The organism is Pseudoxanthomonas sp. PXM01 (assembly GCF_014851815.1).
In the GTDB taxonomy this organism is placed as follows: domain Bacteria; phylum Pseudomonadota; class Gammaproteobacteria; order Xanthomonadales; family Xanthomonadaceae; genus Pseudoxanthomonas_A.
In genome coordinates, this window is sequence record NZ_JACVAJ010000001.1 from 1,960,957 (window position 1) to 1,984,834 (window position 23,878).

General features: G+C 68.4%; 25 protein-coding genes. 16 read left to right on the forward strand and 9 right to left on the reverse strand.

The genetic code is table 11. From position 1 onward, the window contains the following. Positions 1–107: 107 nt before the first annotated feature. The 10 genes from IB230_RS09010 (at position 108) to IB230_RS09055 (ending at position 10,402) form a co-directional block, all read left to right on the forward strand. A complete protein-coding gene (locus tag IB230_RS09010) occupies positions 108–1,232 on the forward strand; it encodes a LysM domain-containing protein (RefSeq protein WP_192271094.1) in 1,125 nt (374 codons plus the stop codon). 79 nt (positions 1,233–1,311) lie between these two features. Continuing rightward, positions 1,312–2,490, forward strand: a complete 1,179-nt coding sequence (gene dprA / locus IB230_RS09015; protein ID WP_192271102.1) for a DNA-processing protein DprA — start codon at positions 1,312–1,314, stop codon at positions 2,488–2,490. After that, complete coding sequence (locus tag IB230_RS09020; protein WP_055937630.1) at positions 2,487–2,960, forward strand: DUF494 family protein; 474 nt, start codon at positions 2,487–2,489, stop codon at positions 2,958–2,960. The genes dprA and IB230_RS09020 overlap by 4 nt, the downstream gene beginning before the upstream one ends. 26 nt (positions 2,961–2,986) lie before the next feature. Beyond that, a complete protein-coding gene (locus IB230_RS09025) occupies positions 2,987–3,721 on the forward strand; it encodes a GYF domain-containing protein (protein ID WP_192271110.1) in 735 nt (244 codons plus the stop codon). 51 nt (positions 3,722–3,772) lie between these two features. Continuing rightward, positions 3,773–4,666, forward strand: a complete 894-nt coding sequence (locus IB230_RS09030) for an RDD family protein (protein ID WP_192271112.1) — start codon at positions 3,773–3,775, stop codon at positions 4,664–4,666. After that, positions 4,663–5,649 carry an RDD family protein gene (locus IB230_RS09035; protein WP_192271114.1) on the forward strand — a complete coding sequence of 329 codons (987 nt, stop codon included), beginning with the start codon at positions 4,663–4,665 and terminating at the stop codon, positions 5,647–5,649. Before IB230_RS09030 ends, IB230_RS09035 begins: the two co-directional genes overlap by 4 nt. Before the next feature lie 208 nt (positions 5,650–5,857). After that, positions 5,858–8,368, forward strand: coding sequence for a DNA topoisomerase I (locus tag IB230_RS09040; RefSeq protein WP_192271116.1), 2,511 nt, complete (start codon positions 5,858–5,860; stop codon positions 8,366–8,368). Positions 8,369–8,390: 22 nt separating this feature from the next. Continuing rightward, positions 8,391–8,954 (forward strand): L-threonylcarbamoyladenylate synthase, encoded by a 564-nt coding sequence (locus tag IB230_RS09045; RefSeq protein ID WP_192271118.1) that lies wholly within the window; start codon positions 8,391–8,393, stop codon positions 8,952–8,954. Positions 8,955–9,014: 60 nt separating this feature from the next. After that, entirely contained in the window at positions 9,015–9,734 is a 720-nt protein-coding gene (locus IB230_RS09050) for a DUF4124 domain-containing protein (protein WP_192271120.1), read from the forward strand. A 2-nt stretch (positions 9,735–9,736) separates the two neighbouring features. Continuing rightward, entirely contained in the window at positions 9,737–10,402 is a 666-nt protein-coding gene (locus IB230_RS09055) for a DUF4124 domain-containing protein (RefSeq protein ID WP_192271122.1), read from the forward strand. Here IB230_RS09055 and IB230_RS09060 read toward each other — a convergent pair. Further along, on the reverse strand, positions 10,354–11,463 hold the full coding sequence (locus tag IB230_RS09060; protein ID WP_192271124.1) for a type 1 glutamine amidotransferase domain-containing protein: 1,110 nt from the start codon (positions 11,461–11,463) through the stop codon (positions 10,354–10,356). The two genes, IB230_RS09055 and IB230_RS09060, sit on opposite strands and share 49 nt — an antisense overlap. A 167-nt stretch (positions 11,464–11,630) precedes the next feature. On the opposite strand from IB230_RS09060, the gene IB230_RS09065 reads away from it, so the two are divergent. Continuing rightward, on the forward strand, positions 11,631–12,290 hold the full coding sequence (locus tag IB230_RS09065) for a hypothetical protein (RefSeq protein WP_192271126.1): 660 nt from the start codon (positions 11,631–11,633) through the stop codon (positions 12,288–12,290). 128 nt (positions 12,291–12,418) lie between these two features. Continuing rightward, complete coding sequence (locus IB230_RS09070) at positions 12,419–13,621, forward strand: metallophosphoesterase (RefSeq protein ID WP_192271128.1); 1,203 nt, start codon at positions 12,419–12,421, stop codon at positions 13,619–13,621. Positions 13,622–13,669: 48 nt separating this feature from the next. On the opposite strand, the gene IB230_RS09075 is transcribed toward IB230_RS09070, so the two are convergent. Together IB230_RS09075 and IB230_RS09080 are read right to left on the reverse strand one after the other, a co-directional pair. Continuing rightward, on the reverse strand, positions 13,670–13,990 hold the full coding sequence (locus IB230_RS09075) for a hypothetical protein (protein ID WP_192271130.1): 321 nt from the start codon (positions 13,988–13,990) through the stop codon (positions 13,670–13,672). A gap of 5 nt (positions 13,991–13,995) precedes the next feature. Next, positions 13,996–14,772 carry an SDR family oxidoreductase gene (locus tag IB230_RS09080; protein WP_192271132.1) on the reverse strand — a complete coding sequence of 259 codons (777 nt, stop codon included), beginning with the start codon at positions 14,770–14,772 and terminating at the stop codon, positions 13,996–13,998. A 58-nt stretch (positions 14,773–14,830) separates the two neighbouring features. On the opposite strand from IB230_RS09080, the gene IB230_RS19825 reads away from it, so the two are divergent. Beyond that, entirely contained in the window at positions 14,831–14,959 is a 129-nt protein-coding gene (locus IB230_RS19825) for a hypothetical protein (RefSeq protein WP_255430476.1), read from the forward strand. Between the two features lie 128 nt (positions 14,960–15,087). Next, a complete protein-coding gene (locus IB230_RS09085) occupies positions 15,088–15,432 on the forward strand; it encodes a DUF6794 domain-containing protein (RefSeq protein ID WP_192271134.1) in 345 nt (114 codons plus the stop codon). Between the two features lie 114 nt (positions 15,433–15,546). On the opposite strand, the gene map is transcribed toward IB230_RS09085, so the two are convergent. The 4 genes from map to IB230_RS09105 form a co-directional block, all read right to left on the reverse strand. Next, on the reverse strand, positions 15,547–16,323 hold the full coding sequence (map, locus tag IB230_RS09090; protein WP_192271136.1) for a type I methionyl aminopeptidase: 777 nt from the start codon (positions 16,321–16,323) through the stop codon (positions 15,547–15,549). Continuing rightward, the gene (locus IB230_RS09095) at positions 16,320–16,532 is read right to left on the reverse strand and encodes a ParD-like family protein (RefSeq protein ID WP_192271138.1); all 213 of its coding nucleotides are present in this window, start codon (positions 16,530–16,532) and stop codon (positions 16,320–16,322) included. Before IB230_RS09095 ends, map begins: the two co-directional genes overlap by 4 nt. 743 nt (positions 16,533–17,275) lie before the next feature. Then, positions 17,276–19,183 (reverse strand): signal peptide peptidase SppA, encoded by a 1,908-nt coding sequence (gene sppA / locus IB230_RS09100; protein WP_192271139.1) that lies wholly within the window; start codon positions 19,181–19,183, stop codon positions 17,276–17,278. A 49-nt stretch (positions 19,184–19,232) separates the two neighbouring features. Continuing rightward, the gene (locus IB230_RS09105; RefSeq protein WP_192271141.1) at positions 19,233–20,624 is read right to left on the reverse strand and encodes an MATE family efflux transporter; all 1,392 of its coding nucleotides are present in this window, start codon (positions 20,622–20,624) and stop codon (positions 19,233–19,235) included. A gap of 102 nt (positions 20,625–20,726) precedes the next feature. Here IB230_RS09105 and IB230_RS09110 point away from each other — a divergent pair, with 102 nt between their 5' ends. Further along, entirely contained in the window at positions 20,727–21,944 is a 1,218-nt protein-coding gene (locus IB230_RS09110; protein ID WP_192271143.1) for a DUF3667 domain-containing protein, read from the forward strand. A gap of 16 nt (positions 21,945–21,960) precedes the next feature. After that, positions 21,961–22,467 (forward strand): hypothetical protein, encoded by a 507-nt coding sequence (locus IB230_RS09115; RefSeq protein WP_192271145.1) that lies wholly within the window; start codon positions 21,961–21,963, stop codon positions 22,465–22,467. 51 nt (positions 22,468–22,518) lie between these two features. Here the strand turns inward: IB230_RS09115 and IB230_RS09120 are convergent, their stop codons facing one another. Together IB230_RS09120 and IB230_RS09125 are read right to left on the reverse strand one after the other, a co-directional pair. Continuing rightward, a complete protein-coding gene (locus IB230_RS09120) occupies positions 22,519–23,115 on the reverse strand; it encodes a DUF3106 domain-containing protein (protein ID WP_225589333.1) in 597 nt (198 codons plus the stop codon). Further along, a complete protein-coding gene (locus IB230_RS09125; RefSeq protein ID WP_192271147.1) occupies positions 23,102–23,773 on the reverse strand; it encodes a hypothetical protein in 672 nt (223 codons plus the stop codon). The genes IB230_RS09120 and IB230_RS09125 overlap by 14 nt, the downstream gene beginning before the upstream one ends. Positions 23,774–23,878 lie beyond the last annotated feature (105 nt).

Below are 23,878 nucleotides of genomic sequence, written 5' to 3' on the forward strand. Positions count from 1 at the left end.
GTGGAATCCGGCAAGGCCTCACGAATTCTAACGCGGGCGCTTGCGTTGCGCCGGGTTTTCTGGACTATAGTGCTGACCACCTGTCGGGGAATCAGGTAGATACCGCCATGTTTAAATGTTTTCGTACGGTTTTCGCCGTTGCGGTGCTGACCGTCGGCACCTATGCGGCTGCCGCCGAGATGGCGGAACGCCATCCTGATACCTACGTGGTCAAGCGTGGCGACACGCTGTGGGACATCTCGGCCCGCTTCCTCAAGAAGCCGTGGCTGTGGCCGGAGATCTGGCAGGCCAACCCGCAGATCCAGAACCCGCACCTGATCTATCCGGGCGACGTCATCAGCCTGGCCTACCTGGACCGCGTCGCGGTGCAGCCGGGTCCGCGCCAGGAAGCGCCGCTCAATGCCATTCCGCTGTCCGACATCGAGGCCTACCTGAAGGATCGCCGCATCGTCGACAGCTTCGACCACCTGCCGCATGTGGCAGCGCTGGAAGAGGACCGCCTGCGCGGTTCCGGTGGCCACAACATCTACGTGCGTGGCCTCGATGGCGCACAGGCCGGCCAGCGCTTCCTGGTCGTGCGTCCCACCGCCCGGTTCACCGACAACCCGCGCGCCCAGGACCTGGATTTCCGCGGCAAGTCCATCCGCGGCGAAGTGGATCAGTGGAAGGACATCGTCGAGCAGACAGGCAAGGGTGCTTTTCTGGGCTACGAACTTGCCAAGGTCAACGTGGCGACCTTCACCCGCGGCGTCGTGCCGGGCACCGAAGTCAGCACGCTGGTGGCCGATATCGGCGGCCATGAAGTGCGCGTCGGCGATCGACTGATCCCGGTCGATGCCCAGCCCTACGATCTGCACTTCTTCCCGCACCCGCCCGCCGCCGATCCGGCTGGCAAGCTGCGTGTGCTGGCGGTGGCTGATGCCCTCACCTCCGGAGGCACGCGCGACGTGATCGCCATTTCCGGCGGCCGCCTGGACGGCGTGGACAACGGCACGGTGTTCTCGATCTGGCGCAACGGCACCCATACGGCCAACCGCATGGCGCACCCGGAGTCGTCACGCATCAGCGAGTCGACGAAGTCGGGCGCCGGTCGCGTCAGCCTGCCGGACGAGTACGCCAGCCATGCGATGGTGTTCCGTACCTTCGACAAGGTCAGCTACGCGCTGGTGATGGAAGGTGTGGATGTCACCCGTGTCGGCTACGAGCTGAAGCACCCCGACGCGACGTACTGACGCGGGTCAGGCAAGTCCTACGCAACACCGCGACGGCGCCTGAGGGCGCCGTCGTCGTTCCGGGCCTACGCTGGCCCGCATGCCCAACGAAGACACGATGGCCCTGGCCCGGCTGGTCCTGGCCGGCGGCCCCGTCCTGCCCCGCCGCCGCCTGCTGGAGCGGTGGCGATCGCCTGTCGCTGCGATCGCGGCGGGTGCACGCGCATGGCGGGAGGAAGGACTGGACGCGGTCCAGACAGCGCGCCTGCAGGGCGACGACATCCCCCCTGCACTTGCTCGTACACAGCATTGGCTGCAGGTCTCCGGCCACCATCTGCTGGGCTGGCACGATGCGGACTACCCCGCCCAGTTGCGCGCGATGTCCAGCCCGCCGCTCGCGCTGTTCGTCGATGGCGACCCCACCCTGCTCTGGCGCCCCGCGGTCGCCATCGTCGGCAGCCGCAGCCCGACCAGCGGCGGCCGCGACAATGCCCACTACTTCGCGCGCACGCTCGCTTCGGCAGGGATCGTCGTGATCAGCGGCATGGCACGGGGTATCGATGCGGCGGCACACGAAGCTGCACTGGCAGCGGGCAGCGGCACGACGGTGGCGGTGGTCGGCACGGGTCCCGACATCGCCTATCCGCCCACCCACGACCGCCTCCGCGACCGGCTGGCCATACAGGGCGCCGTGGTCAGCGAGCATCCTCCCGGTACGCCCGCGGTGCGCAGCCACTTCCCGGCCCGCAACCGGATCCTCGCCGGGCTGGCGCTGGGCACGCTGGTCATCGAGGCGGCCGAACAATCCGGGGCGCTGATTACCGCCCGGCAAGCCGGTGAAGCCGGACGCGAGGTCTTTGCCGTTCCCGGCTCGATCCACAACCCCAGGGCCCGTGGCTGCCATCGGCTGATCCGCGACGGCGCCGCCCTCGTCGAAGACCCCCGTGAAGTCGTCGATGCCCTCGTCCACCTGGCAGCGGACCTCGCCGACGCCCTGCGCGCCCGGCTTGGCGAGGCTGAATCGGGGGTGATCGCAGGCCCGGGAGAGACGCCCCTGCGTCTGGATGCCGACTACCAGCGATTGTGGGACGCACTCGGTCATGACCCAACAGGTATGGATCAGCTCGTCTCACGGACCGGATTGACGGCCGCAGAACTGTCCTCCATGCTGCTGGTCATGGAACTGGATGGCTTAGTAACGGCGGAACACGGCCGATACCAGAGAAAGACCGGTTTCTTCACCTCCACAGCGTCGTTGACGCAGGCCGAGGGGCAATGAAAGAGAGCATCCTGGATGTACTGCTGTACCTGTTCGAACACTACTTCACCGAAGATGCGGACCCCGTCCGCGACCGCGACTCTCTCCAGAACGGCCTGATCCAGGCCGGCTTCAGCCCCACCGAGATCAGCAAGGCCTTCGACTGGCTCGACGCCCTCGCCGACCAGCGGCCCGCAGCATCCACGCCGCGCGTCGGTGGCCCGACCCGCGTCTTCCACGGTCCGGAACTCGAGAAACTGGACGTCGACTGCCGCGGCTTCCTGCTGTTCCTGGAACAGCATGGCGTCCTCGACGCGGACCAGCGCGAGCTGGTGCTGGACCGCGCCATGGCGCTGGACCAGGACGAGCTGGACCTGGACGACCTGAAGTGGGTCGTGCTGATGGTGCTGTTCAACCAGCCGGGTTCCGAAGCCGCCTACGCGTGGATGGAAACCCAGATGTTTGCCGACGAGCCCGAGCCGGTACACTGAGGCGTTGATCCGCTTCAGGGGGAAGCATGTCGGGTTGGTATTACGCCGACCGGAACCGTGAACAGCACGGCCCGGTCTCGTCGGATGAACTGGTCACCCATTTCCGTTACGGACGCGTCGCGCTGGACAGCCTGGTCTGGCGCGACGGCATGTCGCAGTGGCAGCCGCTGCGCGATTTCGCCGACGAGATTGGCCTGAATCCCTCCCCTGCGGAAGCGACCATCACGCCGCCCCCGGTACCGCCTGCGCCCTCCGCGCCCGCCGGCACCTCGCCGCACGACCGTCTCTTGCGTACCCCCGTGGCGCCTGCACCCAAGCCGCGCATGTCGGGCGGCAAGATCGCGCTGATCGTCATCGCCGTGCTGCTGGTGCCCTGCCTGGTCATCGGCGCGATCCTCGCCGCGATCTCGATTCCCGCGTACAACGACTACACGGTGCGCGCCAAAGTGACGCAGGCCATCGCCGAGAGCCAGACGCTGAAGCAGCACGTCGAAGCCGTCCGCGTCGGCGGTGGGCGTTGCCCCGGCAATGGCGAAGACGGCATCGGTACGCCGGAGAGCTACGCCAGCACCTACATCGCGCGCGCGACCGTCGGCGAGTTCGACGATGGCACCTGCGGCTTCGAACTGGAATTCCGCAACACGGGCAACACCGAGATCGACGGCGGCAAACTGTGGTGGGATCTGGGCAGCGAGCACAGCCAATGGCAGTGCTCGTCGGAGATCCCCGACAAGTGGCTGCCGCTGGACTGTCGCGGCTGAACAACGTCAGCGTGGCGACGCGGGCCACGCTTTTCATCGGGGAATGATGCAATGACGCAGTGGTACTACGCCGACGCCGGTGGGCATCGGCAGGGGCCGTTCTCGGCCGAGGAACTGGAAAGCCACGTGCGCCACGCGCGCCTGCATGCGGCATCGCTGGTGTGGCGCGACGGCCTGCAGGAGTGGCAGCCGTTGTCCACGGTCGCGGCGGAACTCAACCTGCAACTCGACGCACCGGCCGCGCCCATCGCGGACGCCGCGGTGCCGGCGGCGGATGCGCCGTACTCACCGCCGACCGCCGACCTGGCCGCGTCACAGCCGGTCTTTGCCGGCGGCCACATCGTGCACGCGGGCTTGTGGAAGCGGTTCGCCGCCAGCTTCATCGACAGCATCGTCACCACCATCATCAGCTATGCGCTGATGATCCCGCTGATGCTCATCGGCGTCGGCGTGATGGGGGCCGGCGGCTCCGACAATCCGTTCGCTGCCGGGGCCGGCATCGCCTCGATGCTGGCGATCTATCCGATCCTGTTCCTCGCGCCCTGCATCTACTTCGGCTGGATGCAGTCGTCCTCACTGCAGGCCAGCCTCGGCAAGCTGGCGGTCGGCATCAAGGTGGTCCGCACCGATGGCCAGCGCACCAGCTTCTGGCGCAGCTTCCTGCGCTCGCTGGCGTATCTGGTCTTCAGCATGGTCACCTGCGGCCTGGGTGTACTGATCTCCGGCCTGATGGTGGCATTCACCGAGCGCAAGCAGGCGCTGCACGACATGATCTGCGACACGCTGGTGGTCGACAAATGGGCCTTCACTGCGTTCCCGGAACGCCAGCGCGACGAACTGGGCGTGGTGACCATCGTGATCCTGGTCCTGGCCGCGCTGATGATCCTCGGCAGCCTGGCGATCTACGGTTTCATGGGCGCGATGATGATGAAGGGCATGTCATGACGCAGTGGTATTACGTCGATGCGCAGCAACAGCGCCATGGTCCGGTCGATCCCCGCATGGTGGGCGACCTGTTCCGCGACGGCACGCTCGGTCGGAACTCGCTGGTGTGGCGCGAAGGCATGCAGGAATGGACGGCGCTGATCAACGTGGCACCGGAGCTGCGCCTGGACATGACGCCGCCCCCGCCGCCCGTGCCCGAAGCGACCGAGGCTCCCGCCGCGGCGGCGCTGGAAGCCGAGCGCCCGCTGACCGGCCGCGCAGTGTTCACGGCCAGCGAACCCGTCTACGTGGCCCCCGCCGCCAGCGCGCGGGCGGAACAGGGATCCGCAGCGACGGGTTCCCCCTATGCGGCACCACGCGCTGACTTCGGCACGCGCGCATATGCGGCCGCTGTGCCGGCAGCGCACGTGGTCTACGCCGGCTTCTGGAAGCGCGTGGCGGCCAGCTTCATCGACGCGTTCGCCATCGGCCTGCCGGTCGGCATCCTGGCCGCCATCATCGCCGGGCTGCTGGGGTTCGGGAGTTCCTTCTCCAGCGGCTTCGCCTCCGATGCGATCAACCTGGGCGAAACCGGCATCTCTTACGTGCTGACGTCCATGACCTATGCGTGGTTCCACTCGGCCGCCGGGCTGATGGCCACGCCCGGCAAGCTCGCTATCGGCATCAAGGTAGTGCGCACCGACGGTGACAAGATCAGCTTCCTGCGGGGCTTCGGCCGCTACTGGGCTGCCTTCCTGTCGTTCATCATCCTCTGCATCGGCTTCCTGATGGCGGCGTTCACTGCGCGCAAGCAGACGCTGCACGACATGATTTGCGACACGCTGGTGGTCGACAAGTGGGCGTTCACCTCGCAGCCGGAGCGCCAGCGCGAGGAGTTGGGCACCGTGGCTCTGGTGGTCCTGATCATCGGGGGCCTCCTGATCGGCGGCACCCTGATCCTGATGCTGGTGGCCTTCGGAACACTGCTGTCGATGGCCCGCTGACGGCAACCGCCGGACGTGACCGGGGTCGCGGCCCCGGCGTCTGGCCGCCCGCCGCGGCTTGACAGGCCGGGCCCGGCCGTGACACCACTATAAAAAGGAAAACTGAACGCCCGGGGCCCCCGCCCCGGGCGTCCGCTTCTCTGGCGCCCGCGTCCGGGGCACCCTAGCCGACCCTGCCGGCCCACCCGAACTCCCCTGAATCCCTGACATGCCCAAGCACCTGCTCATCGTCGAGTCGCCCGCCAAGGCCAAGACGATCAACAAATACCTCGGCAAGGACTTCACCGTCCTCGCGTCCTACGGCCACGTCCGTGACCTGGTGCCGAAGGAAGGGGCGGTGGACCCGGCCAACGGGTTCGCGATGCGCTACGACCTGATCGAGAAGAACGAAAAGCACGTCGATGCGATCGCCAAGGCCGCCAAGGGCGCCGACGACATCTTCCTAGCAACCGACCCGGACCGCGAAGGCGAGGCGATCAGCTGGCACATCGCGGAGATCCTCAAGGAACGCGGCCTGCTCAAGGACAAGCCGCTGCACCGCGTGGTGTTCACCGAAATCACCCCACGCGCCATCAAGGAAGCCATGGGCCAGCCGCGGCAGATCGCCGACGACCTGGTCGATGCGCAGCAGGCGCGCCGCGCGCTGGACTACCTGGTCGGCTTCAACCTGTCGCCGGTGCTGTGGCGCAAGGTGCAGCGCGGCCTGTCCGCCGGCCGCGTGCAGTCGCCGGCGCTGCGCATGATCGTCGAGCGCGAGGAGGAGATCGAAGCCTTCATCGCCCGCGAGTACTGGAGCATCGAGGCCGAGTGCGCGCATCCGCGCCAGGCCTTCACCGCCAAGCTCACCAAGCTGGACGGGCAGAAGTTCGAACAGTTCACCGTCACCGACGGCGATACCGCCGAAGCCGCGCGCCTGCGCATCCAGCAGGCCGCACAGGGCACGCTGCACGTCACCGACGTGACCAGCAAGGAACGCAAGCGCCGTCCCGCGCCGCCGTTCACCACTTCGACGCTGCAGCAGGAGGCCTCGCGCAAGCTCGGCTTCACCACCCGCAAGACCATGCAGGTCGCGCAGAAGCTGTACGAGGGCGTCGCCATCGGCGACGAAGGCACCGTCGGCCTGATCAGCTACATGCGTACCGACTCGGTGACGCTGTCGCAGGACGCGCTGGCCGAGATCCGCGACGTCATCGCGCGCGACTACGGCACCCAAGCACTGCCGGACAAGCCGAACGTCTACGTCACCAAGTCGAAGAACGCGCAGGAAGCGCACGAAGCCGTGCGCCCGACCAGTGCGCTGCGCACGCCGGCGCAGGTGGCCAAGTACCTGAGCGACGACGAGCGCAAGCTCTACGACCTGATCTGGAAGCGCGCCGTCGCCTGCCAGATGGTGCCGGCCACGCTGAACACCGTCAGCGTCGACCTCGCCGCCGGCAGCCAGCACAGCTTCCGCGCCAGCGGCACCACCGTGGTCGACCCGGGCTTCCTGGCCGTGTACGAGGAAGGCAAGGACAGCAAGGGCGCCGAGGACGATGACGAAGGCCGCAAGCTGCCGCCGATGAAGCCCGGCGACACCGTGCCGCTGGACCGCATCCACGCCGACCAGCATTTCACCCAGCCGCCGCCACGCTTCACCGAAGCGGCGCTGGTCAAGGCGCTCGAGGAATACGGCATCGGCCGTCCCTCCACCTACGCCTCGATCATCCAGACGCTGATCTTCCGCAAATACGTGGAAATGGAAGGTCGCGCGTTCAAGCCCAGCGATGTCGGCCGCGCCGTCTCCAAGTTCCTGTCCGGCCACTTCACCCAGTACGTCGACTACGACTTCACCGCCAAGCTGGAGGACGAGCTCGACGCCGTCTCCCGCGGCGAGGAGGAGTGGGTGCCGCTGATGGAGAAGTTCTGGGGCCCGTTCAAGGAACTGGTGGACGAAAAGGCCGAGACCGTCGACCGCAGCGAAGCCACCGGCGCGCGCGAACTCGGCACCGATCCCAAGTCCGGCAAGCCGGTCAGCGTGCGCCTGGGCCGCTACGGGCCGTATGCGCAGATCGGCGACAAGGACACCGACGAGAAGCTGGAGTTCGCCTCGCTGCGTCCCGGCCAGTCGATGCACACCATCAGCCTGGAAGACGCGCTGGAGCTGTTCAAGCTGCCGCGCAAGCTGGGCCAGGACAAGGACCAGGAAGTGAGCGTCGGTATCGGCCGCTTCGGTCCGTTCGCCAAGCGCGGCAGCACCTATGCCTCGCTGAAGAAGGAAGACGATCCGTACACGATCGACCTGGCGCGCGCGGTGTTCCTGATCGAAGAGAAGGAAGAGATCGCGCGCAACCGCATCATCAAGGAATTCGACGGCAGCGATATCCAGGTGCTCAACGGCCGCTTCGGCCCGTACATCAGCGATGGCAAGCTCAACGGCAAGATCCCCAAGGACCGCGAGCCAGCCTCGCTGACGTTCGAGGAAGTGCAGAAGCTGCTGGAAGAGACCGGCAAGCCGGTGCGCAAGGGCTTCGGCAAGAAGGCCGCGACCAAGAAGGCCGCGGTGAAGAAGGAAGCCGCGCCGAAGAAGGAAGCCGCCAAGAAAGCGCCAGCCAAGAAGGCCGCGAAGAAGGCGACCAAGAAGACGGCGGCGAAGAAAGCCGCAACAAAGAAGACTGCGGCCAAGAAGACCACGGTGAAGAAGGCCGTCAAGCCCGCGGCCGACGACGACGCGCCGTTCTGACACCGCTCGAAGGACCCGGGCCATGCCGATCGAAAGGACCATCGAGGAAGCGGCGGAAGTGATCCGCAGCGGCGGCGTGGTCGCCTACCCCACCGAGGCCGTGTGGGGACTGGGCTGCGATCCGTTCGATGAAGGCGCCGTGCTGCGCCTGCTGGCGATCAAGCAGCGCCCGGTCGAGAAGGGCCTGATCCTGATCGCCGCCACGCTGGAACAGCTGAAGCCGCTGATCGACGTGGCCGCCGTGCCGACCGAGCGCCTGACCGAGGTGCTGTCGAGCTGGCCCGGCCCGCATACCTGGATCATGCCCGCCACCGCGCAGGCACCGCGCTGGGTGACCGGTGCGCACCGCGGCATCGCCGTGCGGGTCAGCCAGCATCCGGTCGTGACCGGTCTGTGCCAGGCCTATGGCGGTGCGCTGGTGTCCACCAGTGCCAACCTCAGCGGCCAGCCCCCGGTCAGCGAGCAGGCGGCGCTGGATCCCGCCCTGCTGGCGCGCGTCGACGCCGTGGTACCGGGTGCTACCGGCGGCCTGGAGCGCCCCACCGCCATCCGCGATGCGCTGACCGGCCAATCGCTGCGTGACTGACGGCCATACGGGCCGCGCTTTCACCTTCCCATCCCCTGCCCCGGCGCGCACCATGGGGACATGCCCCGTGTCGTCCTGCCCCTGCTGGTCCTGCTGACCGCCTTGCCGTCCGGCGCGCACGCGCAGGCGACAGCGGGCACCCAGGTCACCATCTACCGCTGCGTCGCCGCCAACGGCACCGTGGCCTTGCGCGATTCGCCCTGTCTGAAAGGCGAGAAGCAGGAAGTCCGCGCGATGCAGCGGCCGCAGGATCCACCGCCGCGTCCCGCCGCCAATACGCCCGCCCCCGTGCCGCAACAGGCCCCGCCTCCAGCGCCGACGACGCGCGTGGTCTACCTCACGCCGCCGAAGCCGATGTACGAATGCACCACCCCCGAGGGCCAGACCTATACCAGCGACAACGATGACGGCAATCCGCGCTGGATGCCGTATGGGGGCGTCTATTCCGGCTATCCGGTGTACCCGCGCAGCGGCGGCAGCGTGTCGGGCAACGTGTCGATCGGCAACGGCAACCTCTCCTTCCACAGCGGCGATCGCCCTCCGCCACGACCTCCCGGTGGTGGCGGCCACCATCCTGGCCCCCGCCCGGTCTTCGTCCCTGGCGGCGCCTGGGTGCGCGACACCTGCCATCCGCTTCCACAACAGGAAGTCTGTGCCCGCCTGTCCGACCGCCGTTACGAAATCCTCCGTCGCTATGGCGCGGCGCTGCCCAGCGAGCGCCGCACGCTAGACTTGGAACAGCGCGGCATCGATGCGCGCATGTCCAACGATTGCAGGTAATGATGAGCGCCTTTCCACGTCCCTTGGCATGCCTGCTGCTCGCACTGTCGTGCGGCAGTGCCGGCATCGACGCGGCGACAGCCGCCGAAATCACCATCTACCGCTGCACCGATGCCAGTGGCGCCCTGACGCTGCAGAACTCGCCATGCCCCAAGGGCATGAAACAGGAAGCCCGCACCATGCAGGGCGTGAACACCGTGCCGATGGCACCGGGCCAGCCGGGCACCGCGGCGACGCCTGCCCTCGCACCTGCTGCGCCCGCACCCGCGACGACCTCCGCGGAACCGCCGACCACCCCGGAGATCGCCACACCGCCTGCATCGCCGACCAGCAACACCCGACGCCTGCCGCCTCCCGTCATGTTCCAGTGCACGACCTACGACAAGGGGCGCTACGTCACCGAAGATCCCGAACCGGCATCCCGCTGCGTCACGCTGCAGACCATCGGGCTGGATGGCAACCCGCAGTCCGGCGCCGGCCAGGCCTGCGAAGTGGTGCGCGATATCTGTGCACGCGTGCCCGATGGTGCGCTGTGCGAGGCCTGGCAGAAGCGCCGCGACGAAACCGAAGTCGCCTTCCGCTTCGCGCGCCCCGAGAATGCCGAGAAGAACCGCGCCGACTACGAGCGCGTCGCGCGCATCGTCGCCGAGAGCAGCTGCGGGCTGTAACCCGCACTCAACCGCGCCAGCGCCTGCAGCTGCCACGCCTCGCCGAGGCGCCCCTGCATGCCGGCCACCAGCGCATGCATCAGCAGCAGGCGCTTGTCCGCCTCCGGTCGCGCCACCCGCGCGCGGCGCGCGGCGTCGATACCGTCGCGGTGGTAGGCCGCCAGCACCTGCACGGCGAGTTCGTCGCGCCCCGGCGCACGCGCGACCGGTTCATGGCCCAGCGCGCGCACCATCGCCTCGGCGGTGGACCAGGTCGACCACGGGTTCTGCCCGGTCACCAGCCGGCCATCGACGACCGTGGTGTCGACGTACATCGGGCCTTCGACGTACTTTGCGCCCTTCTCCTGCAGGCGATCCTGCAGCAGATAGGGGAAACGCGCGCGCGCATCCTTGATCAGGAACAGCTCCTCGGCATTGCTGAAGCCAGCCACGCGACGGTTGCGCAGCAGCGGCGTGCCGTCGTCCAGCACCACCTCCAGCAACGCCGCCGGTCCGTGGCAGACCGCGCCGATCACGCCACCCGCCTGGTAGACCGTGCGCACGACGCGTTGCAGGTCGGCATCACCGGGGAAGTCGAACATCGTGCCCTTGCCGCCGACGAAGTAGACCGCCGCGTACTGCGCGGGATCCACCTCGCGCAACACGAGACTGGCATCGAGCTTCCTGCGCGCATCAGTGTCGTTGAGGAAGGCGTAGTCGGCAGCCACCATGTCCTCGTCGTCCAGCCGCATCGGCGGTGACCCGCCCTGTGGACTGGCGATGTCGACCTCGTACCCGTTGGCGCGGAACACGTAGTACGCCCGCGCCAGCTCGGTCAGTTCGAAACCCGCCTTCTTCTCCCCGCCGGGAAAGTGCGACGTACTGGTCACCACGGCGAGGATCTTCCCCCGCGTCGCCGGCATCGCATCCCGCATGAAATCCAGGTCCGCCACCGTGCTGTCCGCACGCGCCGGCGGTTGGCTGTCCAGGTCCAGCGCATGTACGTAGGCGAAGCCGCCGACAACAGCCACCACCAGCCCCGCCGCACAGGCCAGCAGGCCGCGCTTGATCCATCGCTTCATGTCCGCTCCCGCTTCCGTCGATGCAGGCACGCTACGCATCGTGTGTAAAACGAACTTCAATCGCGCCGCCGATGGCGGCCCGGCTCGCCGGCATTGCGGACACGCGTGAGGCCCATGCGCACGGCACGCTCGCTAGAATCGGCGGTTTCCCACCGCAAGGACCTCCGATGCCGCACGACCCGATGCCTCGCCTGCTGCGCGAAATGCGCCTGTTGCGCCTTTATGCCGGCGCGCTGACCCTCGCCTTCGTCGCCGTGCTGCTGACCGCCTTCAAGACGCCGGACCCGCACTACGCGCGACTGTCGGTGGAACGCCTGGACATCGTGGATGCCGACGGCACGCCGCGCGTGGTGCTGGCCAACCAGCAGCGCTTCCCGCCACCGATGTTGAACGGCGAGACGTTCAAGCGCGCCGTCACGCCCGCGGGCCTGGTGTTCTACGACCGCAAGGGCAACGAGGTCGGCGGGCTGGCGCTGACCGATGTGGAGGCCGGCAAGGTCTCCGCCCTCGCCTTCGACAATCCCAACATGGATGCCATCGGCCTGATGACACGCATCGGCGCCGACGGCGAGCCGATCAGCAGCGGCCTGCAGATCAACCAGGCCGTGCCGTCGCACGTGAAGGTGCTGGATGCGGCCAAGCAGGCCACGCGCCGCATCGCCATCCAGAACGAACACAACGACGCCGAGATCCTGCTGGCCGATGCCAGCGGCAAGGACCGCATCCGCCTGCGCGTGGACCGCGCCGGCGACGCACGCATCGAAGTGCTGGATGCCAACGGCCGCGTGGTATTCAGCGCGCCGGAGGCGGCGACCCGGAAGCCGTAGCGCGGACACGCGATGCGCGCATGCCGCCGCGCATCGCATCGCCTCACACTCAGGCATGGCTTCCTGCCCATGGAGCGGCACGCCTGCGGCGCGTAACGTCATCCGCGTTCCGGGGAAGGGCGTGCGCGATGGCGAAGTGGATGAAGCGGTTGGCGCTGGTGTTCGCACTTGCCAGCGCGGCGTTGATCGGCCTGGTGGTGTTCGGTGGTTTCCGCCTGAAGGATCCGCACGGCAACGTCGCGTTCGGCTGGGATGCGGACGCGCGGCGCTTCCAGATCATGGAGAAGCCGGCGCTGGCGGTGGAGGGCCCGCATGTGTTCCTTCATGACAGCGGCTACGAGGTGCTTGCCACGCAGCAGGATGCGCACGTCTGGCGACTGGTCCGTACGCGCCTGCCCGCGTCGCCGTTGCCGACGCTCACCGTGCAGGTCGGCAATGCCGCGAAGACGCGCTTCCCGGTGCCGTTGCGCCCGGCCTCGCCCGCCCGTAGCGCGGTACATGCCGACAACCCCTCGCGCCTGCTGATGCTGTCGGACATCGAGGGCGAGTTCGACAAGTTCACCTCGCTGTTGCGCGCGCAGGGCGTCATCGACGACGCCCTGCACTGGCGCTACGGCGACAGCCATGTCGCGCTGGTCGGCGACTTCGTCGATCGCGGCGACGACATGACGGCCGTGCTGTGGCTGATCTACCGGCTGCAGGTCGAAGCCGATGCCGCCGGCGGACGTGTGCACTACGTGCTCGGCAACCACGAACACCTCGCGATGTCGGGCCGCAAGAAGTACTGGCCCAGCGGCCTGGTCGCGTTCGCGCAGGCCCTGGGCGACGACGGCGACGAGCGCCTGTTCTCCGCGCAGTCGGTGCTCGGCACCTGGCTGGCGGAACAGCCGGTGGTCGCGCGTGTCGGCGATCATCTTTTCGTGCACGGCGGCATCAGCCAGGACGTGCTCGCACTCGACCTGGACATCGACCAGATCAACGCGCTCGCGCAACCGCACCTGCACGATGAACCGGAAGGCCTGCACGGCGACGCCGACATCCTGCTCGGGCGCAGCGGGCTGACCTGGTACCGTGGCATGGCGTTGCCCGACGATGCCAACCATCGTCGCGAAGCCGATCCTGCCGCCCATCTGCAGCGCGCGCTCGCGCGCTACGGCGCCAAGCGCATCGCCATCGGCCACACGCTGGTCCCCGACATCAGGCTGGAACAGCAGGGCCGCCTGCTGCGGCTCGATGTCCACCATGCCGATCAGACATCGCAGGCGGCCCTGTACGAAGACGGCGTGTTGTGGCGCGTGGATGCGGAAGGTGGGCGCGCTCGTCTGCAGTAGAAGCTCAGCACGCCAGCGAGGGCCATCGTCGACCCAGGAAAATGCACTCTACGTGGTCGGGCGGCCGCGGATCCAAGCGATGCCGGCAGCCACGCCATTGGCCGACAGGATCAACAGCGCATTCCAGAAGAAGAAGGCGATGGCCTTGAAGCCACCGTCCTTGTGCATGGCAGTCAACGATGTCTCTGCATCCTGGCCGGCGTAGTACGAACAGGCCGCAAACAGCGCAAGCGAAGACACGACACACCAGATCGACACGATCCGCCACCAGCGGCCGAACACCCGTCTGCTTGCCAGCAGGCGATCGACCCGGCGCGTGACCCATAGCGCCAGCAGCATCGGCAGGACGACGAAGAGGAGGATCTCCATCTGTCTCAGAACCCGTACCGCAAGAACCCGCCATCCACCGCGATGCACTCGCCGGTGACATAGCTGGACGCGGGCAGGCACAGGAAGGCGACGGCGCCAGCGACTTCCTCGGGTTCGCCGATGCGGCGCATCGGCGTGCGTTCGATCACTTCGTCGTAGTAGTCCGCGTCCGACAGCGGGCCGGACGTGCGGCGCGTGCGGATGTACCACGGCGCCACCGCGTTCACGCGCACGCCGTCCTCGGCCCATTCGGCGGCGAGGTTGCGGGTGAGCTGGTGCAGCGCGGCTTTTGTCATGCCGTAGGGCGCGCCGCTGCGCACGGCGGTGATGCCGGACACGCTGCCGACGTTGACGATGCACGAGGCGGCGTGGCGCGTGAGTAGCGGATGCGCGTAGCGCGAGAGTTCGAACACGGAGAACAGGTTGGTCTCGAAGATGCCGCGCCACTCGTCCTCGGTGTAGTCCACCGCGGCGCGGGTGACGTTGCCACCGGCGTTGTTGACCAGGATGTTGAGGCCGTCGCCGTGGTCTTCGACCCAGTCGAGGATGGCGCGCCGGTCCTCGTCGTCGGCCACGTCGGCGGCCAGCGTGCCGATCTCGCGCTCGGGGAATTCCTCACCCAGGTCGGCACGCGCCTCCTGCAGGGCGTCGACGTCGCGCGCCACCATTAGCACGTCGGCGCCCAGGCCCAGCAGTTCGCGCGTGATCGCCAGCCCGATGCCCGCGCTCGCGCCGGTCACCAGTGCCCGTTGTCCGTCCAGCCGCCACCGGTTCGCCGCCACATGCGCCTCCTTCATCGATGGGCGTAGCATAGCGCCACGTCACAGGAGGACCGTCGCCATGACCCGGATCCGCCTCACCCTGCTTGCCGCGTTGCTGCTGGCCTGCGCCGCCTGCCGCGCCCCCGAGCCTCCCCCTACCGACAAGCCGCCGGAACCGCAGGCGGGCGCGGACAGCGTCGCGGCCTGAGCCGTCGGTCACGCCACCGCGAAGACGAAGGACGTCATCGACAGCACATACAGTAGTACTCGTAGCCCCATCACCATCCTCGTCCGGGGAAGGAGCGGTGGTACGCACGACGTCACGCCGGAGGTTCCGTGAAAGTACCGCTCCTGTGTCTGCTGCTCATGCTTCCTATCAGCGCTATCGCCGAGGACGAACCGGAGCTCGGTCCCGACACGTGGCCGACCACGGTCGAGGCGACCGTCAAGGACATCGTCGGTGCGCTTTCCGAGGACGACAAGGCCACGGTACGGGCGACAAAGAAGGACGACCTCATCATGTTCCATCACGGGTGGGGGATGGGCATCCGTAACCACTACGGGCTCTGGCGAGGTAACAGCCAACTCATCGAGTCAGCCTGCGGCAAGCCCTGCCATCCTGATGACGCTTCCATGGTGATCATCGAAGCGGTGTGGTCGGCGCTGCAGCGCAAGGACTGAAACGGATCACCCCAACGGAGTGTCCGACCTGACACGCGCTGGTGCGCATGTCGGGCAACGTATCGGCCCGCACGCATCCTCTCGCCCGCTCGCGGGGGAGAGGGTGCAGAAGCATCAGTGGAGGTCGCGCGGCGGTACTTCGCCCTTGCGCAGCGTCAGCACGCGCGCACCGGTGCGCGTCACCGCGACGGTATGTTCGAACTGCGCGGAGAGTTTCCCGTCACGCGTGTACACCGGCCATTGGTCCGGCGTGTGGCGCACGGCGGCACGGCCTTCGTTGAGCATCGGTTCGATGGTGAACACCATGCCTTCCTCCAGCACCTGGCCGGTGCCGGGCCGACCGTAGTGATGCACGTGCGGGGCTTCGTGCATCTCGCGGCCGATGCCATGGCCGCCGTACTCCTTCACCACGCTGTAGCCCTGCGAGCGCGCGTAGTGCGCGATGGCGTGGCCGACGTCGCCCAGGCGTGCGCCGGGACGCACGGCGGCGATGCCTTTCCACATGGCGTGGTACGCGGCCTGCACCAGCCGGCGCGCGGGATACGCGACCTCGCCCACCAGGTAGGTGGTGCTGGAGTCGGCGATATAGCCGTTCTTTTCCAGCGTGATGTCGAAGTTGACGATCTGCCCGCTGCGCAGCACGTCGTCGTGCGAGGGCATGCCATGGCAGACCACGTGGTCGATCGACGCGTTGAGCACGTACGGGAAGTCGTACTGCCCCTTGCTTGCCGGCCGCGCGTGCAGCTCGTCGGCGATCATGCGTTCGACGAGGTCGTTGACCGCCATCGTGCTCATGCCTTCCAGCGTGAGCGTGCCGAGCCGGTCGAACACGGACGCCAGCAGCGCGCCGGCCTCCGCCATCAGCGCGAGCTCGGCCTCGGTCTTGATCATGTGTGGCCCGAGCGCAGCGGCGCCGGTTGCACGCCGGCCGCGCGCAGTTCGTTGGCGACGATGTCCTGGAAGCTCAGCTCCGGATGCATCTCGCAGAGCATGCCGACCTTGATCCAGAAGTTGGCCTGCGCGTTGATCGAGCGATGGCTGACGGTGCAGGCACGACGCAGTTGGTCGTGCAGCGCGTCGTCGATGTTGACGATGCCCATGGGGGGCCCCGAGGGAAACGAATATATGAATCATATACGATTCGTGTATTCCGCTCCAGCAACCCTTTTCCCGATCCCGCCTGCGGAGATCCGCCGGCCATATCCCGCGCGCCCAAACTGACCTCTCGCGAAGCACACCCCGCGCGTCCTTCCCGCCGCCCCCTGCGCCACCGAGGACGGCGGACCGACGCCGTCGGCCGTCCTGCTCCCGCTGTTGCCGACCCGGCACGCCGGGCGCAGCGCCCGATCCATTGCGTTCGGCGCGCGGCAGGTCGCGTTACCGACGCGACACGCGGCGTTCGAAACGCAGCGCGCGAGGTTGTCCTGCCCGGTGTTCCGCGTTCCGAACGCGGAGCGCCGGGTTGTCGAACGCGGTGCGCGAGACGATGGACGCGGAGCACCGCGTTCTGGACGCGATGTTCCGGGTGGCCGACGGGGTGGACCGCGTTCCGGACGCGGCATGCGGAGGCGCGGACGTGGCGTTTCGCGTTGCCCTGCGTCGCGTGCGGGGTTCGCAGCGCGGCCCGTCGGGTGGCGGACGCGGTGCACGGCGTCGTTAGCGCGGCGCTCCGCGTCGCGGACGCGGGGCATCGCGTTCGCGCCCCCGCGTTCCGCCGGGGCGACGCGATACGTGCCCGGGCCGACGGGGCGTGCGGTGCCGGGGACGCGTGCTGCGGGGCCGCACACGCAACGGGCCGCGCGGTTGCCCGCGCGGCCCGTCGGTCAAACAGCGGTGATGCGGCTCAGAACCCGCAGAAGCAGTACGCCAGGCTCTTCACCGGGGCGCCGTTGCGGTCGTTCACGGCCTCGTCTACGAAGCGCAGCTGCGCTTCCATCTCCGGCAGGCTGCGCGCGAGCAGCGCGCGGGCGAAGTCGGAATCCTTCAGCCAGGCCGCACCGAGGCGGCTGCCGGCGAAGCCACCCATGAACTGCGAGAACGGCGAGGACATCTTCTCGATGTAGCGCACGCGATAGGCATCGGCGTCGCCCAGCTTGGCACGCTTGGCAGCATCGGCCACCGCGGCATCGAAGCCGGCGAGTTCATCGACCAGACCACGCTCCTTCGCCTGCGCACCGCTCCACACGCGACCGCGGGCGACGGCGTCGACGTCCTCGACCGGCTTCTTGCGCGCCTCGGCGACCTTGCCGGTGAAGTCGGCGTAGCCCTTGTCGATGACCGACTGGATCACCTGGCCCACGGCCGGGTCCAGCGGACGGGTGATGTCGAAGGCGCCGGCGAAGCGGGTGGTGCCCACGCCGTCGGTGCGCACGCCGATCTTCTCCAGCGTACGCGGCAGGGTGGGGATCACGCCGAAGATGCCGATGGAACCGGTGATCGTGGACGGATCGGCATAGATGCGGTCGGCATTCATGCTGATCCAGTAACCGCCGGAGGCGGCCAGGTCGCCCATCGAGACGACCACCGGCTTGCCGGCCTTCTTCAGCGCGGCCACTTCGCGGCGGATCTGCTCGGAGGCGTACACGCCGCCGCCGGGCGAATCCACACGCAGCACCACGGCCTTCACGTCGTCGTCGTCGCGCGCCTCGCGCAGCAGCGCCGAGGTGGACAGGCCACCGATGCGGCCGGCCGGCTGGTCGCCGTCGGTGATCTCGCCTTCGGCCACGACCACGGCGATCTGCGGACGCTTGTCGAGCGGATTCTTCTTGGCGTCGACCTGGGTCAGGTAGCCGGTCAGGCCGATGGCGCGGAAGCCGGTCTCGGAATCCTCGTCGGCCACGCCGCGCTCGATCAGCAGGTTCTCGACTTCTTCCTGCGTCTTCAGGCCGTCCACCAGCTTCTGCTGCAGGGCGTACTTGGCCAGGTCGCCACCGGCGGCGGCGATGCCTTCGGGCAGCGTGTCGATGCCGGCGGCCAACGCTTCCGGCGTGGTCTTGCGGACCTTCGCGATGTCGGCCAGCAGGCGCTGCCACACATCGTTCATCCAGAACAGGTCAGCTTCCTTGGCCTCCTTGGACGCGGCATCCAGCACGTAGGGTTCGGCGGCGGACTTGTATTCGCCCACCTTGAACAGGTGCACGTCCACGCCCAGCTTTTCCTGCAGACCCTGGCGGTAGTACTGGCGGTAACGGCCCAGGCCCTCGAGCATCAGGCTGCCCATCGGATCCAGGTAGACCTCGTCGGCCTGCGCGGCCAGCAGGTACTGGGTCTGGCTGATGTTCTCGCCGAAGGCGACGATCTGCTTGCCCGATGCGCGGAACTTGGCCAGCGCCGCGGCGACTTCACGCAGCGAGGCGTAGCCGGTGGGCTGCAGCTGGTCCACGCGCAGCAGCATGCGTTCGATCTTCTCGTCCTTCTGCGCCGCGTCGATGGCGCGCAGCAGGTCGCGCAACTGCACCTCCTCCCCGCTCTTGTCGCCCAGCGCCTTGGCCAGCGCGCGCGTGGCGGGATCGGAGGTGAACTGCTCCACCAGGCGGCCTTCCGGCGCCAGCACGAAGGTGGTGCGTTCCATCAGCGGCTTCACCCCGCCACTGCCGGCGGCGATGACGAAGACGATGAAGAGCAGGAACAGCAACCCGAAGAAGATCAGGTTGAGGACCAGCTTGCGGGTGAAGTTCATCACGTCCCACAGGCCGACGAAGAAGGCGACGACCGGGCTGCGGCGGGGGGCGGCGGGTGCGACTTGGCTCATGGAAAACTCCGGGAAACTGGGGTCACTGTAGCGTGCGCGTGTGAGGCTTTCATGTTCCGTTGGTCACCGTGCCTGCGGACGGGGCCACGGCCGGCCAGCGCCTGCTGCTGCGCTCGAAGCGCCAGCCCAGCAGCACGGCCGCGGCGGTCAGGCCCACGATCAGGCCCAGCCACATGCCCTGCGGGCCCCAACCGAGCCCCAGGCCCAGCCCGGCGCCCAGCGGCATGCCCAGACCCCAGTAGGCAGCCACGGCCAGCCACATGGGCACGCGGGTGTCCTTCAGCCCGCGCAGCGCGCCGGCCGACAGCACCTGGATGCCGTCGGGGAACTGGAACGCGGCGGCGAACAGCAGCAGCGTGCCGGCCAGCGCGGCCACCGCCAGGTCATCGGTGTACAGCGACACCACCAGGTCGTGGCCCAGCAGCAGGAACAGCGCGGAGATCGCCTGCGTCGCCAGCACGATGACGTAGCCGGCGTGCGCGGCGCGGCGGATGCCCATCGTGTTGCCCGCGCCGACCGCATGACCCACGCGCACGGTGGTGGCCTCGGCCACGCCCATCGGGATCATGAAGCACAGCGCCGACACATTGATGGCGATCTGGTGCGCGGCTGCCGGTATGGCGCCCAGGCGCGCGATCAGCAGCGCGGTGACGATGAAGAGGCTGCCTTCCATCAGCACGGTGATGCCGATCGGCAGGCCGGTGCGCAGCAGCTGCATGATCGGCGCGCGGCGCGGCGGCTCGAAGTGCGCGAACAGCTGCAGGTCAGCGAAGCGGCGCGCACGCGTCAGGTAGATCGCGAACGCGATCGCCTGCATCCACATCGTCAGCGCCGACGCGATGCCGAGACCTCCGGCTCCCATCTCGGGGAAACCGAACTTGCCGAACGCCAGCACGTAGCCCACCGGCGCCAGCACCAGCAGGCCGCCGAAGCCCAGGATCATGGTCGGCAGCGTCCAGTGCGTGCCCTCGCTGAGGTAACGCATGCAGAAGTAGAACGTCAGCGCCGGCACGCCCCAGCGGATCCCGTGCAGGAAGGCGGTGGCGCCGGGAATGATGTCCGGCGCGATGCCGAACGCGGCCAGCGCGTACGGCGCCACGCTGAGGAAGGCGAACATCAGCAGGCCCAGGCCCAGCGACAGCCACAGCGCCTGGCGGAACAGCGGGGCGATCTCGCTGCGGCGGTTGGCGCCATCGAGCTGCGAGACCGAGGCGGTCAGCGAGATCAGCGTGCCGATCGGCACCATCATCGGCAGCCACAGCAGGGCGGTGCCCACGGTCACGGCCGCCAGCGTGGCGGTGGCGTGGTGGCCGGCGATGACGTTGTCGACGAAGCCGATCAGGCCCGTGGAGACATGGCCCAGTACCAGGGGCAGGGCGAGCGTGCCCGTGGCGCGCACTTCCTGGCCGAAGCGCGGGGTCGGGGAGGGGGAGACGGACATGAGGATCAACCGCCGGACTGCGGTCGCGCGGAGTCGCGCTGGCACCGGGTCACGGGAGGCCGGTATCTTACCCGCTCGCCCGCCGCGCCACCCGAACGCCCCATGACCCCATCGCACGATGCCGACGCCGTGCACGCCAGTGCGTGCGACAACTGCAAGACGCCGCTGCAGGGAGGCTACTGCCACGTGTGCGGGCAGAACGCGCACAACCCGCTGCGCAGCTTCGGGCATGCGGTGGAAGAGGTGTTCGAATCGTTCTGGCACCTGGACGGGCGCATCTTCCGCACCCTGCGCACGCTGCTGTCGCCCGGCAAGCTGGCCAACGCCTACCTGGCTGGCCACCGCGCGCCGTTCGTGGCGCCACTGCGGCTGTTCGTGATCCTCAGCGTGCTGACGTTCTTCGTGGCCAAGCTGACCCTGCACTTCGAGGAAGTGAGGTTGCCGAACCCGCCGGCGACGGCCGACGGCAAGACCAACCTGGTCGCTCCGCCGGACGAATCGGGCATCAGCTTCTCGAAGCAGACGACCGTCGACGCGGTCATCAAGGAGCGCGACAAGACGCTGGATGGACTGGTCTCGGCACGCGCGGGCATCCCTCGCGGCCTGGGCTTCGTGCGCAAGCCGATCGAAGAGAACATCTACGCCACCCAGCGGCTGGCGCGCGAGCGGATCATGCAGTTGCAGCCGGATCATCCGTCGCTGGCGCAGCCCGATCGCTTCCCTGTCGGCGCACCACTGCCCGAAATCCCCATGCGCGCGCTGATCACCATCGACGGCAAGCCGTTCGATGCCGAGACCAACCCGGTGCGCGTGGGCTGGCTGCCCGACTTCGCCAATCGCTGGTTCAACAGGAAGCTGGCGCGGGCGGAAGAGAACGTGCCGCGCGTGGCGCAGGATCCGGATTACTTCTTCACGCGCCTGATCGGCTCGGTGCCGTCGGCCCTGTTCGTGCTGGTGCCGGTGTTCGCGCTGCTGCTGAAGCTGGCGTACATCGGAACACGGCGCGTCTACCTGGAACACCTGGTGGTGGCGTTGTACAGCCACGCCTACCTGTGCCTGTGCGTCCTGGCGCTCTGCCTGACCCAGGCGTTCGGCAGCCTGGTCACGGCCGACAGTTACTGGTGGAAGATCCCCTACTGGACGGTGCTGACCGCGATCCTGGTGTGGATGCCGATCTACCTGCTGAAGATGCAGCAGCGCGTGTACCAGCAGCACCGCATCGTCACCCTGCTCAAGTTCTCGATGCTCGGCGCGCTGTACTTCATGATGCTGGTGACGGCGCTGATCTTCCTGACGCTGACAACGTGGGTGAACGCGTAAGCAGGGAGGAATACAGGTGAAGAATCCCGCACGTCTGCTGTTGTGCTGCGCGCTGTGCATCCCGACGCTATCGAGCGCATGTGAGCCGACCGCTGCCCAGGCAGAGGACTACTGGCAGCGCAGCCGCGAGAATGAGGAAGCCCACGTCGGCCGCCTCGCTCGGACAGCGGACCAGATATTCACCGGCACGGTCGTCGACGTCACCGACCTGCCCGACGGGCCGCATGCTCAATTGGCACACATCAGTGTGGAGGCCGTACTCAAGGGCCATCCGGACGACGTCACGAGCGCCAGGATGTATCTGCGCGTCAATCCAGCGCGCGACAACCCCTCGCTCGACCAGAGCCGATCCTGCGACGAAGCCCGCGATCCAACGCGAGACGAGCCCTACGTGGTGAAGACCTACCGGTATCTCTACTACGTCAAGGACGGCGTCCTGCTGCGCGCCAATGCATTTCCCATCGGCCCACCGCCGCTGCAGCCGGAAGCCGAGATGGAATTGCTCAGGCAAGCAGGCCTCTAGCCTAGTCCCGCCGCCTGACCACGCATCCGCGCTGATACCAACCGCTGGCGCCTAGCGATCCCGCCGCTGCCGCAGCCACGCGCGGCGCTGGGCCTCGGGCACGGCGAGCAGCTCGCGACGGAATGCGTCGCGATCCTGCGGCGGCAGGCGCTGCGCCAGCGCCGCAAGGTCGTCGCGCTGTTCCGCGTCCAGCCGGCGCAGCAACGCCAGCAGGCTATCGCGCTCGGCGGACGGCACGAAGGCGAACAGCGGCTGCAGGCGCGGCCAGTCCGCGCCGAGTTCCGGCCCCAATCGCCAGCCTTGCCGCTGCATGCCATCCAGCACGCTGAACTGCGTACGCAGCGCGGCCTGGTGTTCCGGCGGCAGCGCGGCGATCTCGCTGGCGGCCGCGCGCAGGCGCGCACGCTGTATCTCGTCCAGCGCGCGCCACGCCGCATAGCGCGCGCGCCGGTCCTCGCGTTCCTGCCGCGGCAAGGCATCCCAGGCCACGCGGCGTTGCTGCCAGTCCGCCTGCGCCGCCGGCGACATCGCCGCCCAGCGGGCCGCATCCGCGGTGTCCTGCGCGGACGAGGCCGCGATACCCATCGCGATGGCGATGACGGCGAGCGCGCCGGCGGCGACGCGACGCCGGCGGTCAGCGGTCCGCATCGGGGGCTCCTGCATCCGCATCGGAGGTCGACACCGCGGTCGCCGGCGTCGCACCGGCACCGGCGACGTACCAGGCCAGGAAATCCGCTTCGCGCGCTCGCGCCTCGTCATCGGCATCCGCCAGCAGCGCGAAATCGGCGTGCGCGTCGGCAGCGATGACGTCATCCGCCCGCACGGCGGGGGCGTCTGCGGCAGGTAATGCGGCGGTCGTTATCTCCGGATCGGGCGGCAGCGCTACCACGCCGTCCTCTTCGATGGATGCCGGTGCCTGCGCCGATGGCGGCGCCAGCTGGGCCTGGCCGCGCCACCACCACAGTCCAGCGCCCACGGCCGCCAGCAGCAGGACCACGGCCAGCACGATCCACGGCCAGCGCCGGGGGGCCGGGGTCGCGGCGAACGTGGGCGTCTTGACCGAAGGCGGCTGGCGGGTGCCGGCGAGGGCGTCCTCGCGCAGGCGCGCGAGCTTGGCCAGGCGGTCGGCGGGCAGTTCGCGCAGGTGGTGCTGGATGGCGTCGGCCAGCGCACGCCAGGCACCGGCATCCGGATGTCCCAGCGCATCGCGCGGGCAGGCGCGGGCCAGGGCGTCGCGGTAGGCCGCACCGTCGAGCCCAAGGGCGTCGGCCGCTTCGGCCTCCTGCAGCCCGCCGGCAAGGCGCAACAGCAGCGCCGCCCGGTCGGCCGTGGCAGGTCGGAATCAACGTCGAGATGACGTGCTCCAGATAGGTCTCGAACTCTTCCGAGGTCATGCGCGGCTGCTGCAACT

Bases quoted from the DNA above. Each gene is read 5' to 3' on its own strand.
- IB230_RS09010 (WP_192271094.1), top strand. From the start codon at position 108: ATGTTTAAATGTTTTCGTACGGTTTTCGCCGTTGCGGTGCTGACCGTC.
- dprA (WP_192271102.1), top strand. From the start codon at position 1,312: ATGCCCAACGAAGACACGATGGCCCTGGCCCGGCTGGTCCTGGCCGGC.
- IB230_RS09020 (WP_055937630.1), top strand. From the start codon at position 2,487: ATGAAAGAGAGCATCCTGGATGTACTGCTGTACCTGTTCGAACACTAC.
- IB230_RS09025 (WP_192271110.1), top strand. From the start codon at position 2,987: ATGTCGGGTTGGTATTACGCCGACCGGAACCGTGAACAGCACGGCCCG.
- IB230_RS09030 (WP_192271112.1), top strand. From the start codon at position 3,773: ATGACGCAGTGGTACTACGCCGACGCCGGTGGGCATCGGCAGGGGCCG.
- IB230_RS09035 (WP_192271114.1), top strand. From the start codon at position 4,663: ATGACGCAGTGGTATTACGTCGATGCGCAGCAACAGCGCCATGGTCCG.
- IB230_RS09040 (WP_192271116.1), top strand. From the start codon at position 5,858: ATGCCCAAGCACCTGCTCATCGTCGAGTCGCCCGCCAAGGCCAAGACG.
- IB230_RS09045 (WP_192271118.1), top strand. From the start codon at position 8,391: ATGCCGATCGAAAGGACCATCGAGGAAGCGGCGGAAGTGATCCGCAGC.
- IB230_RS09050 (WP_192271120.1), top strand. From the start codon at position 9,015: ATGCCCCGTGTCGTCCTGCCCCTGCTGGTCCTGCTGACCGCCTTGCCG.
- IB230_RS09055 (WP_192271122.1), top strand. From the start codon at position 9,737: ATGAGCGCCTTTCCACGTCCCTTGGCATGCCTGCTGCTCGCACTGTCG.
- IB230_RS09060 (WP_192271124.1), bottom strand. From the start codon at position 11,463: ATGAAGCGATGGATCAAGCGCGGCCTGCTGGCCTGTGCGGCGGGGCTG.
- IB230_RS09065 (WP_192271126.1), top strand. From the start codon at position 11,631: ATGCCGCACGACCCGATGCCTCGCCTGCTGCGCGAAATGCGCCTGTTG.
- IB230_RS09070 (WP_192271128.1), top strand. From the start codon at position 12,419: ATGGCGAAGTGGATGAAGCGGTTGGCGCTGGTGTTCGCACTTGCCAGC.
- IB230_RS09075 (WP_192271130.1), bottom strand. From the start codon at position 13,990: ATGGAGATCCTCCTCTTCGTCGTCCTGCCGATGCTGCTGGCGCTATGG.
- IB230_RS19825 (WP_255430476.1), top strand. From the start codon at position 14,831: ATGACCCGGATCCGCCTCACCCTGCTTGCCGCGTTGCTGCTGGCCTGC.
- map (WP_192271136.1), bottom strand. From the start codon at position 16,323: ATGATCAAGACCGAGGCCGAGCTCGCGCTGATGGCGGAGGCCGGCGCG.
- IB230_RS09095 (WP_192271138.1), bottom strand. From the start codon at position 16,532: ATGGGCATCGTCAACATCGACGACGCGCTGCACGACCAACTGCGTCGT.
- sppA (WP_192271139.1), bottom strand. From the start codon at position 19,183: ATGAGCCAAGTCGCACCCGCCGCCCCCCGCCGCAGCCCGGTCGTCGCC.
- IB230_RS09105 (WP_192271141.1), bottom strand. From the start codon at position 20,624: ATGTCCGTCTCCCCCTCCCCGACCCCGCGCTTCGGCCAGGAAGTGCGC.
- IB230_RS09110 (WP_192271143.1), top strand. From the start codon at position 20,727: ATGACCCCATCGCACGATGCCGACGCCGTGCACGCCAGTGCGTGCGAC.
- IB230_RS09120 (WP_225589333.1), bottom strand. From the start codon at position 23,115: ATGCGGACCGCTGACCGCCGGCGTCGCGTCGCCGCCGGCGCGCTCGCC.